The sequence below is a fragment of the Winogradskyella sp. ABM4_392 genome, from assembly GCF_056160445.1.
Genome location: NZ_JBSWXE010000002.1, coordinates 242,632 through 259,762, shown reverse-complemented (window position 1 = coordinate 259,762; position 17,131 = coordinate 242,632). Strand labels below are relative to the sequence as shown.

The following is a 17,131-nucleotide window of genomic DNA, read 5'->3' as shown; positions in this document are numbered from 1 at the left end:
GTGTTGTGTTTGCAACACTGTTTTTTGTATTTTAGTTTTCCATGAAAAAAAGACACGAGCAAAAATTAGTTATTCTTTCGGTTACAGCATTCGCAATATTGAATGTGCCTTTCTTGCTTATTTTTAATCATGATGGTCATGTGTTTGGTATTCCAACGTTTTACTTTTCCATTTTTTGTATTTGGCTTGTGGTTATTGTAGTGTCTTATATTGTTTTAAAGCGTCATTATGAGTAATTACGTTTTATTTTTAATCATCATTATTTATCTGGCTGCATTATTTTTTATTGCCTACTTAGCTGAGAAAAATTCTAAAAGTAAGTGGGTAAATAATTCAGTTGTTTACACATTGTCTTTAGCAGTATATTGTACTGCCTGGACGTATTATGGAAGTATTGGAATAGCAGCAAATTCTGGTATAAATTTCCTGCCTATTTATTTAGGGCCAGTAATTGCGGCACCACTTTGGATCATCTTATTAAAAAAGATTATCAGGATTTCTAAGCAACATAAAATTAGCTCTATTGCAGATTTTATATCATTGCGCTATGGTAATCATAGGTTTTTAGGTGCATTGGTTACTATTGTTTGCCTCATGGCAATTGTGCCTTACATATCATTACAGTTAAAGGCGGTTTCTGAGACTTTTCAAATTTTGTCAGACAAGACAAGCTATATTTCAACGTCTGTTTTTGATGACTCTACTTTTTATATAGCCTTGCTACTGGCTGTTTTTGCTACTTTTTTTGGTACACAAACCACTGATGCATCAGAAAAACATAAAGGCATAGTAATGTCTGTAGCTTTTGAATCTATTTTAAAACTCGTTTTCTTTTTGTTTGTTGGTATTTATGTTACTTGCGTTTTGTTTGATGGTACTGAAGATATTTACGGTAAGATGTCTCAAGCCGAAAATTTTAATACTCTAACCACTATTAGCGGGTTTGAAGAAGGCTTCAATTGGTTATATACCATCATGTTGTCCTTTATGGCAATATTTTTATTGCCAAGACAATTTCAAGTTTCAGTAGTTGAGAATGTAAGAGAGAAGCATTTAAAAAATGCAATTTGGATGTTTCCATTGTACTTATTGTTATTTAACATCTTTGTTATTTTCATTGCTTGGGCAGGAAACTTAACTATAGGTAACGCTGAACAAGCGGAATATTACGCCTTGTTGTTGCCATTACAAAACGGAAACACTTTTCTTTCTGTGTTAGTGTTTCTAGGAGGATTTTCTGCGGTAATCTCTATGGTTGTTGTGGCTACTCTGGCATTATCAACTATGGTGAGTAATAACCTGGTAATTCCTTATGGCTTTTTAGATTACTTTATTAAAAGTCATCCCGAACGAAATGCAAAATATATTAAGAATATAAGGCGTATTTCTATTTTTCTAATAATTATTAGTGCTTATGCATTTTACGTAAATTTTTCTTTTGAATTGTCCCTTTATTCCATTGGTTTAATGGCATTTGTGATTATAGCACAATTGGCTCCATCGTTCTTTATTGGTTTATTTTGGAATAGAGGCTCTTCTAGCGCTACAATCATAGGAGTTATTGCAGGTGTTGCAGTAGTTTTTTATACATTGATCCTACCTTTTTCTTTGCATGCCTTAAATGGATCTGATGACTTAGTGCAATATGGCTTGGCTGGTATAGAGTTCTTAAAACCGCACGCCTTATTTGGTATCGATTTTTTAAGTCCACCTGCACATGCTTTTTTCTGGAGTATCTTGGTAAATCTATTTTGTTATATGGCATTTTCGGTTATGCACAAAGGAAACTATAGGGAGCGTAACTATGCTGAGATGTATGTGGACAGTAAGAATTATTCGGATTTACAAGATGGTGCTTTAGTGTGGAAAGGTGAAGCTTATGTTGCTGATATAAAGAAGGTATTGGTAAAGTTTTTAGGCGAAACTAGAACAGAACGTGCTTTAAATCTATTTTTTAGAAAATACGATTTACCCTTGGATACCCAAATGGCAGATGCAAGATTGATAAATTTTTCTGAAAAGCTATTGACAGGAAGTATAGGTAGTGCTTCGGCTAAAATATTAATTGCTAGTGTAGTAAAGGAAGATGAAGTAAGTTTGGTAGAAGTGCTTAAAATTCTTGAAGAATCTAAAGAAACCATTGCCAGAAATAAACTACTCAGGGAAAAGTCTGTCGAACTCACCAAGCTAACAGATCAGCTAAAAGATGCTAATGAAGAGCTTATTGAAAAAGATAGGCAGAAGGATGAATTCTTAGATACCGTTGCGCATGAGTTAAAAACTCCTATAACAGGAATTAGAGCTGCAACAGAGTTGTTAATGGACGATGATGACGATATGCCACAAGAAGTAAAAGCACAGTTCTTAAAGAATATGCTTCAGGATAGTGATCGACTTTCGCGATTAATTCATAATATCTTAGACTTTGAAAAACTGTCAAAAGGGCGTTCAACTCTAAACATCAAAAAGTATAATATTAAAGACACGATTAAGAAAACTATTGATAGTTTAATGCATATCGCAGATAAAAAGCAGGTAGAGATAATTAATTCTAACAATAGTGATTTAAATGCAGAATATGACGAAGACCGTATTGTACAAGTACTGACAAATCTTATTTCTAATGCTATAAAATTTTGTGATGTTAAAAAAGGCAAGATTGTTGTTGATTATAAAATTGATTTAGGATATTTGGAGGTAACTATAAAGGATAATGGTAAAGGTGTGCCAAAGCGCGATTTACCATATGTTTTTGATAAATTTTACCAATCCAAAAATCAAAATATCCAAAAACCAGAAGGCAGCGGTTTAGGTTTAGCTATATGCAAACAAATAATTGAAAAGCACGACGGAAAAATCTGGGTAATAAATAACGAAAAAAGTGGTGCAACCTTTGGTTTTAAGCTACCTTTTAAGTAAATTGTAATCGGTTTTCAAGAATGAAGAAAATTGTAATCGTCGATGACGAACCAAATATTGTAATGACGTTAGAATACACTTTTAAAAAACACAATTTTGAAGTGTATATCGCAAGAGACGGAAGTGAAGCTTTAGAAATCTTGCAAAGTGTTATTCCAGACGTAATTATGTTAGATGTTATGATGCCAAAAGTTGATGGTTATCAAACACTTAAGTTAATTAAAGAAAACGATCAGTTAAAAGATACTAAAGTAGTGTTTTTAACTGCAAAAAATAAAGCTTCAGATATTGAAAAAGGCTTAAAACTTGGAGCAGATAAATATTTAACAAAGCCCTTTTCAGTAAAAAAAATAGTTTCAGAAATTAATGAGCTTTTAGCTTAGAGTTTCACTTTGTTAAACATTGGTTTTGTGTGCAAAAGAACTAAGTTTAATTAAAGTAAAACAAAATGAAACGTCTTCGTATCAATGCTTTAGCGTCTGATATCATAATCAGTATCTACGTTTTAGTAACCTTATATTTCCGTTTTAAATTAGAAAGTGAAACAGCAACAGGTCCATTAGAATCGCTCATTATGGGTGTTTGCTTTGTGGTAATTCTTTGGGCTTTGATAAAGCTGAAAGTATTGAATCCCAATTGGTTTGGTTTGTTTAATTCTAAAAAAGTCAAGCCATGAGTTATCATGAAATTTATCAAGAAAGTATAAACCATCCTGAAGCTTTTTGGAAAAAGCAATCAGAGCAATTAGAATGGTTTAAAGCTCCATCAAAAATACTTGGAAGAGATAAATATGATTATCCGCAATGGTTTCAAGATGGAGAATTAAATCTTAGCTATTTGTGTATAGATAAGCATATAAAAGATGGCTATGGTGAACAAAGTGCCATTATTTATGATTCGCCAGTAACAGATACAAAACAGCACATTTCATTTAATGAATTACATGCAGAAGTTTCTAAACTTGCAGGTGGTTTGCAAGCACTAGGCTTACAAAGAGGTGATACATGCGTTATTTATATGCCAATGATTCCTCAGGCCTTGTATGCTATGTTAGCTTGTGCGCGTTTAGGTGTTATTCATTCTGTGGTTTTTGGTGGTTTTGCACCTCACGAATTAGCAATAAGAATTGACGATTGTAAACCTAAAGCAATCATTACAGCTTCTAATGGCATAGAGATAAAGCGTATAATTCCTTATAAGCCTTTTGTTGATGAGGCAATAACGTTGGCATCTTATAAACCAGAACACGTTATCGTTTTTGATAGGCAACTAGGTGTAGATATACCGCATCAGAAAAGAGATGTTGACTATGTTGAGTTGGTTTCAAAATCAGATGCTATAGAACCTGTAAGAATGGAGTCTAATCATCCTTCTTATATTCTGTATACATCAGGTACAACAGGTAAGCCTAAAGGAATTATCCGAGATACAGGTGGTTATGCTACTGCATTAAAATTCTCTATGAAACATGTATATGGAGTTGAAGAGGGTGATGTGTATTGGGCAGCAAGCGATGTTGGTTGGGTTGTAGGTCATAGCTATATTGTTTATGGACCTCTACTTAATCGAAATACCACTATTTTATTTGAAGGTAAGCCAATTAAAACACCAGATGCATCTACTTTTTGGAGAGTAATAAGTGAGCATAATGTAAAAGTAATGTTTACAGCTCCAACAGCCATAAGAGCTATAAAAAAGGAAGATCCCAATGGGAAATTTATTGAGAAATACGATTTAAGCTCGCTTAAATATCAATTCTTGGCTGGTGAACGTTGCGATGTAGCGACTTTGCGATGGACAGAGCAACATCTTAAAGTTCCGGTAATAGATCATTGGTGGCAAACCGAAAGTGGTTGGCCAATGTTGGCAAATATGGCAGGAGTGGAGTTAATGGAAGTAAAACCAGGCTCTGCATCATTACCAGTTTGTGGATACGACATTCAAATATTAAATGAAGAAGGAAAAGAAGTGGCGGCAGGAGTAGAAGGCTATGTAGCAGTAAAATTACCATTACCACCAGGAACACTTTTGAATCTTTGGGGAAATCCTGAGCGATTTAAAAACGGTTACCTAAACAAGTTTCCAGATTATTATTTTTCTGGTGATGGAGGTTATAAAGATGAAGATGGCTATGTGTTTATTACTGGTCGTGTCGATGATATTATAAACGTAGCTGGTCATCGTTTATCTACCGCAGAGATGGAAGAGATTGTAGCGTCTCATAAATCGGTGGCTGAATGTGCGGTTTTTGGTGTGCATTGCGATATCAAGGGTCAAAAACCTTTGGGACTAATTGTTCTTAAATCTGGAGAACACGCTGAAGAGAGTGAAATTTCTAAAGAAATTATACAAGACGTACGTCAAGAAATAGGTGCTGTAGCAGCTTTTAAAGATGTTTTTGTAGTTAAGCGATTACCAAAAACAAGATCTGGTAAAATTCTTCGTAAATTGTTGAGACATATTTCAGACGATTTAGAATACAACGTACCATCTACAATTGACGATATTGCTATAATACCAGAAATAGAATCAGTTTATAAAAGAAATCAAATAGGAATACATAAAAATATATAATCAATCATGAGTAATTATCATATCAAACACTTTGAAGAGTACTTTCAAGTTTACAGAAAATCAGTAAGAAACCCAGAATCGTTTTGGGAAGAAATTGCCGAAGAACACTTTGTGTGGCGCAAAAAATGGGATAATGTCTTAAGTTGGGACTTTACAAAACCAGAGGTTAAATGGTTTGAAGGCGCAAAACTAAATATTACAGAAAACTGTATCGATAGACATTTGCACACAAGAGGTGATAAAACCGCTATTTTGTTCGAGCCGAATGACCCTAACGAGCCAGCAGAACATATTACCTATAAGCAGTTGCACGAGCGTGTGTGTAAGTTTGCTAACGTGCTCTTGGATAAAGGTATAAAGAAAGGTGATCGCGTTTGTATTTACCTACCTATGATTCCAGAATTGGCAGTTTCTGTATTGGCTTGTGCACGTATTGGGGCTGTGCATTCTGTGGTATTTGCAGGGTTTTCTGCTACTGCACTTTCAACACGTATAAATGATTGTGATGCCAAGATGGTATTAACATCAGATGGGTCTTACAGAGGTGCAAAAACAATAGATTTAAAAGGTATTGTAGACGAAGCTTTAGAGGATTGTCCTGGTGTAGAATCTGTTTTGGTAGCTAAACGTATCAATTCTGAAATAAACATGAAAGAAGGACGTGATGAGTGGTTACAACCATTGCTAGATGAAGCTTATAATGATCTTACAGCTACTGTTATGGATGCTGAGGATCCATTATTCATTTTATATACTTCGGGTTCTACAGGAATGCCAAAAGGAATGTTACACACTACAGGAGGTTACATGGTGTATTCGGCATATACCTTCAAAAATGTATTTCAGTATAGAGAAGAAGACGTCTATTGGTGTACTGCAGATATAGGTTGGATTACTGGTCATAGTTACATTGTTTATGGGCCGTTATGTAATGGTGCTACAACGGTTATGTTTGAAGGTGTGCCAAGTTATCCAGATTTTGGACGTTTTTGGGATATTGTAGAAAAACATAAAATCAATCAATTCTATACAGCACCAACTGCTATTAGAGCTTTAGCTAAACATGGAACAGAGCTTGTAGAAAAATACGATTTATCATCACTCAAAGTTTTGGGCTCTGTAGGTGAGCCGATTAATGAAGAGGCATGGCATTGGTACAATGATAATATAGGTAAAAAGAAAAGTCCTATAGTTGATACTTGGTGGCAAACAGAAACTGGTGGAATTATGATTACACCAATACCATTTTCAACACCAACTAAGCCGACTTATGCAACGTTACCTTTTATAGGTATCCAGCCAGCTTTAATGGATGAAGAAGGTAAAGAAATTAAAGGAAATCAGGTTGATGGTCGCTTGTGTATAAAATTCCCTTGGCCATCTATGGCACGTACTATTTGGGGAAATCATCAACGCTATAAGGATACCTATTTTTCGGCTTTCGAAAACATGTATTTCACAGGTGATGGCGCATTGAGAGATGAAGTGGGTTATTATAGAATTACAGGTAGAGTAGATGATGTAATTATCGTTTCTGGCCATAATTTAGGAACTGCTCCAATAGAAGATGCTATTAACGAACATAATGCTGTGGCAGAAAGTGCTATTGTTGGTTTCCCTCATGATGTTAAAGGTAATGCGCTATATGGCTACATTACATTAAAAGATACAGGTGAAGACAGAAACCATGATAACGTTCGTAAAGAAATTAATCAATTAATTACAGACCGAATTGGGCCAATAGCCAAACTCGATAAAATTCAGTTTACAACAGGATTGCCTAAAACACGTTCTGGTAAAATCATGAGACGTATTTTAAGAAAAATTGCGTCCAATGACACGAGTAACCTTGGTGATACAAGTACATTGTTAAATCCAGAAGTTGTACAAGATATTATGGATAATGTCTTGTAAAAAAGATTAAAGATTAATATCCAAATCCCAGATTCCGAAAAAATAAAAATGTGTGCAACGGAATTTGGGATTTTTCTTTCTGTTTGTTCTGCTTTTGTTAGCTTCTTTTCTAATTTAGCCAAAAAATTAAATTTCTATGCTAAAAGCTGTTTTGTTTGATATGGATGGTGTTATTGTAGACACAGAGCCTTTGCATCGAAAAGCTTATCATCAAATGTTTAACGATGTTAACATTAACGTCGAAGAAGATTTATATGCGTCTTTTACAGGGCAGTCTACCATTAACATTTGCAAGCGTTTAGTGGACCATTTCAATTTGAATGAAACACCAGAGCATTTAGTAAGTTTGAAGCGTAGGCACTATAAAGTATTCTTTGAAAATGATGATTTAGACTTAATAGATGGTGTTTTAGAAAGGATACAAGATTATCATAACAATGGTGTGAAATTGGTTGTGGCTTCCTCAGCTTCAATGCCTGGGATAAAGCAAATTTTTGAACGTTTTGACCTTAATCAATATTTCAGTGCTAAATTTAGTGGTGCAGATTTAAAAAAATCAAAACCACATCCTGAAATCTTTCTAAAAGCAGCAGAATCTACAGGGTTTGATAAATCAGAATGTATTGTTATTGAAGATTCTACAAATGGAATAAAGGCTGCTCATTCTGCAGGAATTTTTTGTATAGGATTTAGGAGTCCGCACTCAAGTCATCAGGATTATACACTTGCTAATAAGGTAATTACAGATTTTACAGAAATTGCATATAAGAAAGCCGTAGATTTTGTTTAGCTATACTTCTTAGTAATATTTTGAACAACTTCAGAAGTCTTTGCTTCTTTATTCATAGATTCTAATATTTTAGGTGGAGACTGCCTAACACTACAATTTATAATACCACAACGCTCACAAGTAACACCTACATGTGGTGACTCAATACTTTTATGATTTAAGAAATTAACTTTGCGTTGAAGTTGTGTGTTTAACTGAATACCTATCGAAATACTACGATAACTGTTTTGTTTAAAAGGGTCTTTGGTAGCAGAAGCTAGTACCAAGTACTTTTTATCCTCAGCCACGTAATCGGAAATTTGAATAGAAAACTCATGTTCAGAATTATTTGTGCTAATAGCTTGCAAAACCTTTATAGAAGCCCATCTTCTGCAATATTGCTCATTAGTTTCTCTTGCTCTGGGTGATTGTTGTTTTTCTAAATGCAACTCTTTGTTAAGTGAAAACTGATTGGTTCCTTTCTTGTGTGAAAATCTTAAAAAGAACAAATTTTTAAGTTTAAATTCTTTAGGAAGCACATTGGTTAATCTTTGATATATACTTTCTGGTGAGGCATTGTACTCTTGTAGCAAGTGCTCAAAATCCTTGGTTTTAAATTGCTTTTTACTGAATAAATCTTTTAGGTTGTTTACAATACTTTCTTTAGGTATAATAAGTGCACCAGCAAAATAAGACGCGTAAAAATTGTTTAAAACCTTGTCGAAATTATCAAATTTTATCCACGAAAACGTGTATAAACGCTCTTTTATATTTAAGTAATTATATGCTAATTCCTTGGCGTAAATAAAAGCACGTTGTGCATCATCTATACTTTTGGTAATAAGAAGTGTTTTTGTTTTAGGAACAAAAATAGAACGCAGATTATCAAGCTCGCTATGCGCTTCTAATTCATCATTATTAATATTGTATCCAAACTCTTCAATAAGAATATCCTCTAATTCTTTTGAAGTAATTTTTTTTGAAAGATCTACTTGATAGGTTTTGGCAAATCTTAATACTTGCTCTTCTAAATCTTCGAAATAATTGTAGTTAGCTTCTTGAAAAGACCTTACAGAGGCTAGGAAAAAATTTTCTCTGCTAAAATTGTAGTTATTAGCAATTTCTATAATAGTACTTATAAATGCTGTTACTTTAACAGGCGCATTAGAAATGATATCTATTAGTGTACTTTCTTGAATGCCAAATAAATCTAATGGAATCTCTTTCAGCAATTTTGATTGTAAAATTTCACCAATAGGAGCAAGATTTTTATCAAGTTTTAATGATACTAATTCATCATATGGCACTTCTAAATGTTCTGATAATGCAGAAATTTTATCTGGTTTAGGATATTTTTTTCCTTTTTCAATTTCGTTGAGATAAGACTTAGACAAACCAGAAAGTTTAGAAAGTCCAAATAGCGAAAGCCCACGATCTGTACGTATTTGCTTTAGTTTTAACCCAAAAATTAATTTGATATAATCTTGTTCCATATTTACAAATATAATACTATTTGCGAATTTAATTTTTTAGCGAAAATAAAAAAATAGCGAACGTTCGCTTGTTTTTTTAAAAAATAGGTTGTAACATTGTTTCATCAAAATCAATAGGTTATGGAAATTACAACATCAAATCAACAAACTGTCAAGTTTAATTTAGCAGTAAAAAATGTTTATCCAGAAATTTTAACGGATGACGCTTTAGTATTTTTAAATGCTTTACACGAAAAATTCAATTCATCTAGATTGGCATTATTAGAACGTAGAGAAAAACAGCAGTCTGTTTTTGATGCAGGTAAGTTTCCATCATTTCCTGTTGAAACTGTAGATATAAGAGAATCAGATTGGACAGCTGCACCAATTCCAGAAGATTTATTAGATAGACGAGTAGAAATTACAGGTCCTGTAGACCGTAAAATGGTAATTAATGCGCTCAATTCTGGTGCTAAGACCTTTATGGCAGATTTTGAGGATAGCAATGCACCAAGTTGGACAAATAATATGGATGGGCAAATCAATCTTAGAGATGCCAACACTAAAACCATAGAACTTGTTGATGAGGTAAGAGGTAAGCATTACACACTTAACGAAGAAACAGCAGTGCTCTTAGTAAGACCAAGAGGTTTACATCTTAATGAACGCCATTTATTAGTTAATAATGAAGAGATGTCAGGTAGTATGGTAGATTTTGGATTGTATGTGTTTCATAACACAAAAACATTGATGGAAAATGGTTCTGCACCATATTTCTATCTGCCAAAATTAGAGCATTATCTAGAGGCACGTTGGTGGAATGCCGTTTTTGAATTCGCACAAGCTTATCTTGGTGTACCACAAGGAACATTCAAAGCAACCTTGCTTATCGAAACAATTACAGCAAGTTTTCAATTAGATGAATTTATTTATGAATTAAAAGACCATATCGTTGGGTTAAACTGTGGTCGTTGGGATTATATCTTTTCATACATTAAAAAGTTTAGAAATCACGATGGTTTTGTGGTGCCAAATAGAGACCAAGTAACTATGACAACGCCTTTTATGGCTGCGTATTCTAATTTGGTAATTCAACGTTGCCATAAAAGAGGCATTCACGCAATGGGCGGAATGGCAGCTCAAATCCCGATTAAAAACAATCCGGAAGCTAATAAAGCTGCACTAGAAAAAGTACGATTAGACAAAGAACGTGAAGCAAAAAATGGTCACGATGGTACTTGGGTAGCGCATCCTGCTTTGGTTGAGGTGGCAATGAAAGAATTTGATAAGTATATGCCAACTCCAAATCAAATCTTCAAAAAACGTGAAGATATTACAGTGACGGAAGCTGATTTGGTAGAGTTGCCACAAGGCACAATTACCGAAGCTGGCGTTAGAAAAAACATCAACGTTGGTATACTGTATATGGAAGCTTGGTTGCGAGGTTATGGTGCAGTTGCGCTGTACAATTTAATGGAAGATGCAGCCACAGCAGAAATATCTAGAACCCAAGTATGGCAATGGTTGAAGAACGAAGCGTTTTTAGAAGATGGACGTCAATTTACCAAAGCCTTATTTGATGAAATTTTTGATGATGAAGTTGAAAAAATCATAAGAGAAGTAGGCGAGGGCAAAATAAAAGAAACAAAGTTCTGTGACGCCATCAACCTTTTCAAAAAATTGGTAACACAAGAAAAGTTTGAAGAATTTTTAACGCTTTCGGCATATCAACAATTATAAATAATAAAATAAAAAGAAATCCCGCTAATGCGGCAACATTAAACGGGATCTATATTAAATCTAAAGTATCATTAATACATTTCAAAATTATGAAAAATTTACCACAATCTAATTATGCTTCTGCTTTACAGACTGTAAAAGATTTAAAAACAAAATTTGGTAACAATTGGGCAGCAATTAATCCAGAAAATGCTGCAAGAATGGCAACTCAAAATCGTTTTAAAACAGGTTTGGATATTGCAAAATATACAGCAGCCATAATGCGTCAAGATATGGCGGATTATGATGCAGATTCTTCAAACTATACACAATCATTAGGTTGCTGGCACGGTTTTGTGGCGCAACAAAAAATGATTGCAGTAAAGAAACACCACAAAACAACAAGTAAACGTTACTTATACTTATCTGGTTGGATGGTTGCGGCATTACGTTCAGAATTTGGACCATTACCAGATCAATCTATGCACGAAAAAACGGCTGTACCTGCTTTAATTGCTGAGATTTACGATTTCTTACGTCAAGCAGATGCTATTGAACTTAATGATTTATTCAGAAGACAAGCCAATGGAGAAGATGTTCAAAACGAGATTGATAATTTTGAAACACATATTGTACCAATCATAGCAGATATCGATGCTGGTTTTGGTAATGAGGAAGCGACGTATTTATTGGCGAAAAAGATGATTCAAGCTGGTGCTTGTGCTATTCAGATTGAAAACCAGGTTTCTGATGCTAAACAATGTGGTCACCAAGATGGAAAGGTAACCGTTCCGCACGAAGATTTTATAGCTAAATTAAATGCAGTACGTTATGCATTTTTAGAGTTAGGTGTAGAGGATGGTGTTATTGTCGCTCGTACAGATTCTGAAGGTGCAGGATTAACACAAAAACTGCCTGTAAGTAAAGAGCCAGGTGATTTGGCGTCAAAATATTTAGCATTTGTAGATGCTGAAGAAGTGACTATGGATGATGTAAAAGAAGATGAAGTATTATTGAAGCGAGATGGTAAACTCGTAAGACCAATAAGATTACCAAATGGGTTGTATAAATTTAAAGATGGTTCTAACATCGATAGAGTAGTGCTAGATTGTATTACGAGTCTACAAAATGGTGCAGATTTGTTATGGATTGAAACTCCAACACCAAACGTAAAGCAAATTGCACATATGGTAAATCGCGTACGTGAAGTGGTGCCAAATGCTAAGTTGGTGTATAATAATTCTCCATCATTTAATTGGACTTTAAATTTCCGTAATCAAGTCTTTGAGGAAATGCTTGCTGAAGGAGAAAATATGACCGCTTATGATAGAAATAACCTAATGAGCGCAGAGTATGACGGTACAGAATTATGTCACAGAGCAGATCAGAAGATTAAAACGTTCCAAATAGATGGTGCTAGAGAAGCTGGTATATTCCACCATTTAATTACGTTGCCAACATATCACACCACAGCATTACATATGAATGATTTAACCGAAGGCTACTTTGGTAATGAGGGTATGCTTGCATATGTAAGAGATGTGCAGCGTCAAGAAATTAGAAAAGGTGTGTCTTGCGTAAAACACCAAAGAATGGCAGGTTCTGACCTTGGTGATGACCACAAAACATTCTTTGCTGGTGATAAAGCCTTAAAAGCAGGTGGCGAAAAGAATACTTCAAATCAGTTTGAGGCAAAAGGAAATGAAATTAAAGAAAAAAAGAAATTAAGCGTAGTAGCTTAATGATATGGCCATATAGTTAATTTGACAATAATCGGTTGTTTATTAATTTAGTTAGGAGAAAACACATCCAATTTTGGATGTGTTTTTTTGTTTTAACATTTTGATGGTTAGCGATTTAATTTACATTTTGACGTTTATTTTTTTAATGCGCTGTATTTAAACAAGTAATATTACACTTTGTCTAAATTTTTCAATTACTGTTTAAATTTTAATTTCTTTTGATAAGCTATTAATTACCCCAAACAATTATAAACTTTGCGATTTAAATTACTCTATATATTGTTGTTTGTACTCTCTGGTACAGGTCTTTATGCCCATGGTGATTTGCACAAGAGGATTGTAAAAGTCACTGAAGAAATAAAACAATACCCAGATAGTGCTTATCTATATTTCAAAAGAGGTGAGCTTTACTACCAGCATAATAATTTTACCAATAGTCTAAGCGATTTTAAGTACTCAAAGAAACTAGGTTTAGATAGTTTTGAACAGAATCACTTAATAGCTAAAAGTTATTATCATCTTCATAAATACAGTAACTGTAGAAGAATTATTAAAAAAATATTAAAAGACGATAGTGATAATATTCATGCACTGAAGTTACTTGCAGATATATCCTTTAAAAAGAAAAAGTATGAGAAATCTGCACAATTATACAATGAAGTAGTACAGAAATCTAATGTCGTTCTTCCCGAATATTATTTATACGCTTCAAAAGCTTGGTATGCAATAGATACTGAGCAAGGTAAGCAACGTTCACAAAAAATATTAATTCAAGGAATAGAGGATTTGGGTGATATCATTGTTCTTTACAATAAACTTATTTCAAATTATATAGATATGCAAGATTTTGATTCTGCTGCAAAGTTTCAAACTAAAGTTATTGAAATAAGTAACAGAAAAGAACGCGCATATTTAAAACTTGCTAATATTCAGATTGAACAGCAAAAATTTAAAGAAGCAAGATTTTGTATAGCTAGGGCTGAAGAGAGCTATAGGAAACTTCCATATAGATTAAGAAATACAAAATTCATGAAGGAATTTTATTCAGAATTACAATCAAAAAGAAACGAGCTTGAGAAAATAGAAAAAATATGAGAAGAAATTACACACTTTTACTTTTACTATTTATTGGTTTGTCTTCGTTTGGACAAACATTAGATAGATTGCCATATCTTCAAAAAGGAACTGAAACAAGTGTTACTATTAAATGGCGAACTGATGTAAATGATACATCGGTTGTAGAATATAGTACTGATGCAACCTTTGCATCTTATTCTACTTATAGTGATGCTACATTAAAAACAGATCATGAGGTTGATATAAGTGGTCTCACTGCAGGAACTGTGTATTACTACAGGTTGGGTACAGGTGGTAGTCTTTTATCTAATAGTAATGATATATATTTTAAAACGCATCCTACAGTTGGTACTGTAGATCCTTATACTTTTTGGATACTTGGAGGTATAGGAAAAACTTACTTTAATCCGACAAACACAGGTGCTGTTAGAGATGCATACCATTCATACGTGGGAAATAATGTAACAGATGGAATTATTTTAACAGGCGATAATGCTGATTCTCATGGTACAGATGTTCAATATCAGAACCATCTATTCAGCTTTTTTTATGAAAAGTTACAGAACTCCATTTTATGGTCTACAATTGGTAATATTGATGGGCAGTATGTTGGTTCTACTAATCCTGAAGGAGCTTATTATAATATTTTTACTTTTCCAACAGCTGGTGAATCTGGTGGTTTAGCATCGGGAACGGAATCTTATTATTCATTCGATTATGGTAATATTCACTTTATAGTTTTAAACTCATTTGGTGAAGACAGATCTGTTGGTGGTGCTATGTATAATTGGGCATTAAATGATATTCAAAATACAACACAGCAATGGGTTATTGGTGTTTGGCATCATCCGCCATATTCAAAAGGTTGGCATCCTTCCGAAGGTTTTGATAGAAATGGTAATCCTGCTGAAATAGAACTTATTGAAATGCGTGAGAACGTTATACCAATGTTAGAAGCAAATGGTATAGATTTGATTATTGCAGGACATAGTGAATCTTATGAAAGATCTTATTTTATTAACGGTCATTATGGCGAGTCAGCTTCTTTTGACGCTAGAATAAATACTATTGGTCCAAACGGTGATGGAGATGGTAAACCCAATGGTGATGGTGCATATAGTAAATCTTCAATCGGTGATAATGCAGGTATAGGAACTGTTTACTCTGTAAATGCCACAGCCTCTCGTCGTGCTAGTGGAGATTTAGATCATAACGCAATGTATTACTCTGTAAGAAATTATGGATCAGGTATTTTAGAAGTCAATGGAAATAATCTAACAATGAAATATCTAAGAGATACAGGTGTTGTTGAGGATACTTTCACTATTCATAAAGGTCCAGATTATGTATACGATAATGGTTGGCAAGATGGTAATAATCCTAATGGTGTAGCAACAGCATCTGATGATTTGATTGTCGTTGCAGGTGATGCTAATATAACAGCTAATACTACTTTTAATACAGTAGTTGTTAATCCTGATGGTAATTTAATCGTTGACTCTGGTATTAGTTTAACTGCAAAAAGTATTGTTTTAGAATCAGATTCAGATGCTTATTCTAGTTTGCTTCCTTCGTCTACAAGCACTGTGAGTGGTAGGACTAGATATGAGAGATATGTTAATCAAATTGGTTCTTCTTCTGGTGGCGGAAATGATTTAGTATCGTCTCCAGTGACTGATGGTACCATGGAAGCTTTTAGTGATTTTGCTGATTGGAATAAAAACATAGCTGCATCTAATAATTTAAGAGCATTTGCTCCTTTTAACAACGTATCTGGTAATTATGAAAACTATGATATTGTTGTAAATGAAACCACACCTCTTGAAGCTGGTAAAGGTTATCGAGGAGCAACAATAGATGGTAGTCCTGTTGTATTTACAGGAGCAGTTAGTGTAGGTGATGTTTCTACTACAATTTCAGCTGGTTCTGCTAGTTCATGGAATTTGGTAGGTAATCCGTATACAAGTTACCTAGATGCTCAGGCATTTATTAGCGAAAATGGATCTTCTGGTAATGATGTGTTAGATTCAAACTACAATGCTGTTTATGGTTATAATGCTGGTACCGATGGTTCTGGGATATGGACAATTATAAATAATGTTCAGAATGTTGGTAAAAATATTGCACCAGGACAAGGGTTTTTCGTGTTCTCAAATGGTACTGGCGGTTCGGATAACTTATCATTTACATCTTCGATGCGAACTACGATTGGTAATGATGATTTTATTTTGGGTAGAAACAGTAGTTCAATCTCTCACCTGAGTTTAAGAATTGAAAATGCTGCTAATAATTACGATACGGACTTCTACTTTTCAGAGAATTGTTCATCTGGTTTAGATATAGGTTATGATGCAGGATCTCTAGATGCAAGTGATGCTAATTTCTCATTATATTCTCATTTAGTTGCTGATAATGTTGGAGTAGACCTAGCCATCCAATGTTTGTCTTTTGAAGATGTGGAAAGTGTTGTGGTGCCATTAGGAATCAATGCTTCAAATGGTGATAATATAAATGTTAATATTCATGAAAGTGATTTGTCTGAGGACATTAATGTTTATCTGGAAGATAATTTAGAAAACACTTTCACCCTGTTAAATACAAATAGCTATAGCTTTACAGCAATTGAAGATTTACAAGGTACTGGTAGATTTTTCTTGCATTTTTCACCTTCTACATTGTCTAATGATTCAAATAATATCAGTGGATTAGAGATTTTTACAAGTAGTAATCCAGATGTATTGAATGTTAATGGTAAGTTGAATGGTTCTGCGCAATTGAATCTTTACGACGTTCAAGGTAGATTGGTGCTAACACGTACATTAGAAAACGGAAGTACAGTAAACTCAATAAATGTTGAAGCGCTACAATCTGGTGTATATATCGTAAAGCTTAATGTTTTAGGTGCGATAAGAACAGAAAAAGTAATTATAAACTAATAGTACTTA

At 33.9% G+C, this 17,131-nt stretch carries 12 protein-coding genes; 11 read left to right on the top strand and 1 reads right to left on the bottom strand.

The genetic code is table 11. The features are described 5' to 3' along the window. Positions 1 to 41: 41 nt before the first annotated feature. The 7 genes from ACXAFS_RS07250 (at position 42) to ACXAFS_RS07220 (ending at position 8,197) form a co-directional block, all read left to right on the top strand. Complete coding sequence (locus tag ACXAFS_RS07250; protein WP_475306139.1) at positions 42 to 236, top strand: hypothetical protein; 195 nt, start codon at positions 42 to 44, stop codon at positions 234 to 236. Continuing rightward, entirely contained in the window at positions 229 to 2,919 is a 2,691-nt protein-coding gene (locus ACXAFS_RS07245; RefSeq protein WP_475306138.1) for an ATP-binding protein, read from the top strand. The genes ACXAFS_RS07250 and ACXAFS_RS07245 overlap by 8 nt, the downstream gene beginning before the upstream one ends. Positions 2,920 to 2,939: 20 nt before the next feature. Continuing rightward, positions 2,940 to 3,302 carry a response regulator transcription factor gene (locus ACXAFS_RS07240; protein WP_475306137.1) on the top strand — a complete coding sequence of 121 codons (363 nt, stop codon included), beginning with the start codon at positions 2,940 to 2,942 and terminating at the stop codon, positions 3,300 to 3,302. A 65-nt stretch (positions 3,303 to 3,367) separates the two neighbouring features. Next, on the top strand, positions 3,368 to 3,595 hold the full coding sequence (locus ACXAFS_RS07235) for a hypothetical protein (RefSeq protein WP_475306136.1): 228 nt from the start codon (positions 3,368 to 3,370) through the stop codon (positions 3,593 to 3,595). Continuing rightward, positions 3,592 to 5,493, top strand: a complete 1,902-nt coding sequence (locus ACXAFS_RS07230; protein WP_475306135.1) for an acetate--CoA ligase — start codon at positions 3,592 to 3,594, stop codon at positions 5,491 to 5,493. Before ACXAFS_RS07235 ends, ACXAFS_RS07230 begins: the two co-directional genes overlap by 4 nt. A gap of 6 nt (positions 5,494 to 5,499) precedes the next feature. Beyond that, the gene (gene acs / locus ACXAFS_RS07225; RefSeq protein WP_475306134.1) at positions 5,500 to 7,407 is read left to right on the top strand and encodes an acetate--CoA ligase; all 1,908 of its coding nucleotides are present in this window, start codon (positions 5,500 to 5,502) and stop codon (positions 7,405 to 7,407) included. A gap of 136 nt (positions 7,408 to 7,543) precedes the next feature. After that, positions 7,544 to 8,197: an HAD family hydrolase gene (locus tag ACXAFS_RS07220; RefSeq protein ID WP_475306133.1), complete on the top strand. Its 654-nt coding sequence runs from the start codon at positions 7,544 to 7,546 to the stop codon at positions 8,195 to 8,197. Here ACXAFS_RS07220 and ACXAFS_RS07215 read toward each other — a convergent pair. Beyond that, positions 8,194 to 9,669, bottom strand: coding sequence for a helix-turn-helix domain-containing protein (locus ACXAFS_RS07215; protein WP_475306132.1), 1,476 nt, complete (start codon positions 9,667 to 9,669; stop codon positions 8,194 to 8,196). The genes ACXAFS_RS07220 and ACXAFS_RS07215 overlap by 4 nt on opposite strands. Positions 9,670 to 9,789: 120 nt before the next feature. On the opposite strand from ACXAFS_RS07215, the gene aceB reads away from it, so the two are divergent. From aceB to ACXAFS_RS07195, 4 genes are all read left to right on the top strand, one after another. Further along, positions 9,790 to 11,388 carry a malate synthase A gene (aceB, locus tag ACXAFS_RS07210; protein ID WP_475306131.1) on the top strand — a complete coding sequence of 533 codons (1,599 nt, stop codon included), beginning with the start codon at positions 9,790 to 9,792 and terminating at the stop codon, positions 11,386 to 11,388. Positions 11,389 to 11,477: 89 nt separating this feature from the next. Next, entirely contained in the window at positions 11,478 to 13,109 is a 1,632-nt protein-coding gene (locus tag ACXAFS_RS07205) for an isocitrate lyase (protein WP_475306130.1), read from the top strand. A 255-nt stretch (positions 13,110 to 13,364) separates the two neighbouring features. Continuing rightward, positions 13,365 to 14,204 carry a tetratricopeptide repeat protein gene (locus ACXAFS_RS07200; protein ID WP_475306129.1) on the top strand — a complete coding sequence of 280 codons (840 nt, stop codon included), beginning with the start codon at positions 13,365 to 13,367 and terminating at the stop codon, positions 14,202 to 14,204. Beyond that, positions 14,201 to 17,122 carry a T9SS type A sorting domain-containing protein gene (locus ACXAFS_RS07195; protein ID WP_475306128.1) on the top strand — a complete coding sequence of 974 codons (2,922 nt, stop codon included), beginning with the start codon at positions 14,201 to 14,203 and terminating at the stop codon, positions 17,120 to 17,122. Before ACXAFS_RS07200 ends, ACXAFS_RS07195 begins: the two co-directional genes overlap by 4 nt. Positions 17,123 to 17,131: the final 9 nt, after the last annotated feature.

Excerpts from the sequence above, each read along its gene's own strand:
- ACXAFS_RS07250 (WP_475306139.1), top strand. The coding sequence starts at position 42 with ATGAAAAAAAGACACGAGCAAAAATTAGTTATTCTTTCGGTTACAGCA.
- ACXAFS_RS07245 (WP_475306138.1), top strand. The coding sequence starts at position 229 with ATGAGTAATTACGTTTTATTTTTAATCATCATTATTTATCTGGCTGCA.
- ACXAFS_RS07240 (WP_475306137.1), top strand. The coding sequence starts at position 2,940 with ATGAAGAAAATTGTAATCGTCGATGACGAACCAAATATTGTAATGACG.
- ACXAFS_RS07235 (WP_475306136.1), top strand. The coding sequence starts at position 3,368 with ATGAAACGTCTTCGTATCAATGCTTTAGCGTCTGATATCATAATCAGT.
- ACXAFS_RS07230 (WP_475306135.1), top strand. The coding sequence starts at position 3,592 with ATGAGTTATCATGAAATTTATCAAGAAAGTATAAACCATCCTGAAGCT.
- acs (WP_475306134.1), top strand. The coding sequence starts at position 5,500 with ATGAGTAATTATCATATCAAACACTTTGAAGAGTACTTTCAAGTTTAC.
- ACXAFS_RS07220 (WP_475306133.1), top strand. The coding sequence starts at position 7,544 with ATGCTAAAAGCTGTTTTGTTTGATATGGATGGTGTTATTGTAGACACA.
- ACXAFS_RS07215 (WP_475306132.1), bottom strand. The coding sequence starts at position 9,669 with ATGGAACAAGATTATATCAAATTAATTTTTGGGTTAAAACTAAAGCAA.
- aceB (WP_475306131.1), top strand. The coding sequence starts at position 9,790 with ATGGAAATTACAACATCAAATCAACAAACTGTCAAGTTTAATTTAGCA.
- ACXAFS_RS07205 (WP_475306130.1), top strand. The coding sequence starts at position 11,478 with ATGAAAAATTTACCACAATCTAATTATGCTTCTGCTTTACAGACTGTA.
- ACXAFS_RS07195 (WP_475306128.1), top strand. The coding sequence starts at position 14,201 with ATGAGAAGAAATTACACACTTTTACTTTTACTATTTATTGGTTTGTCT.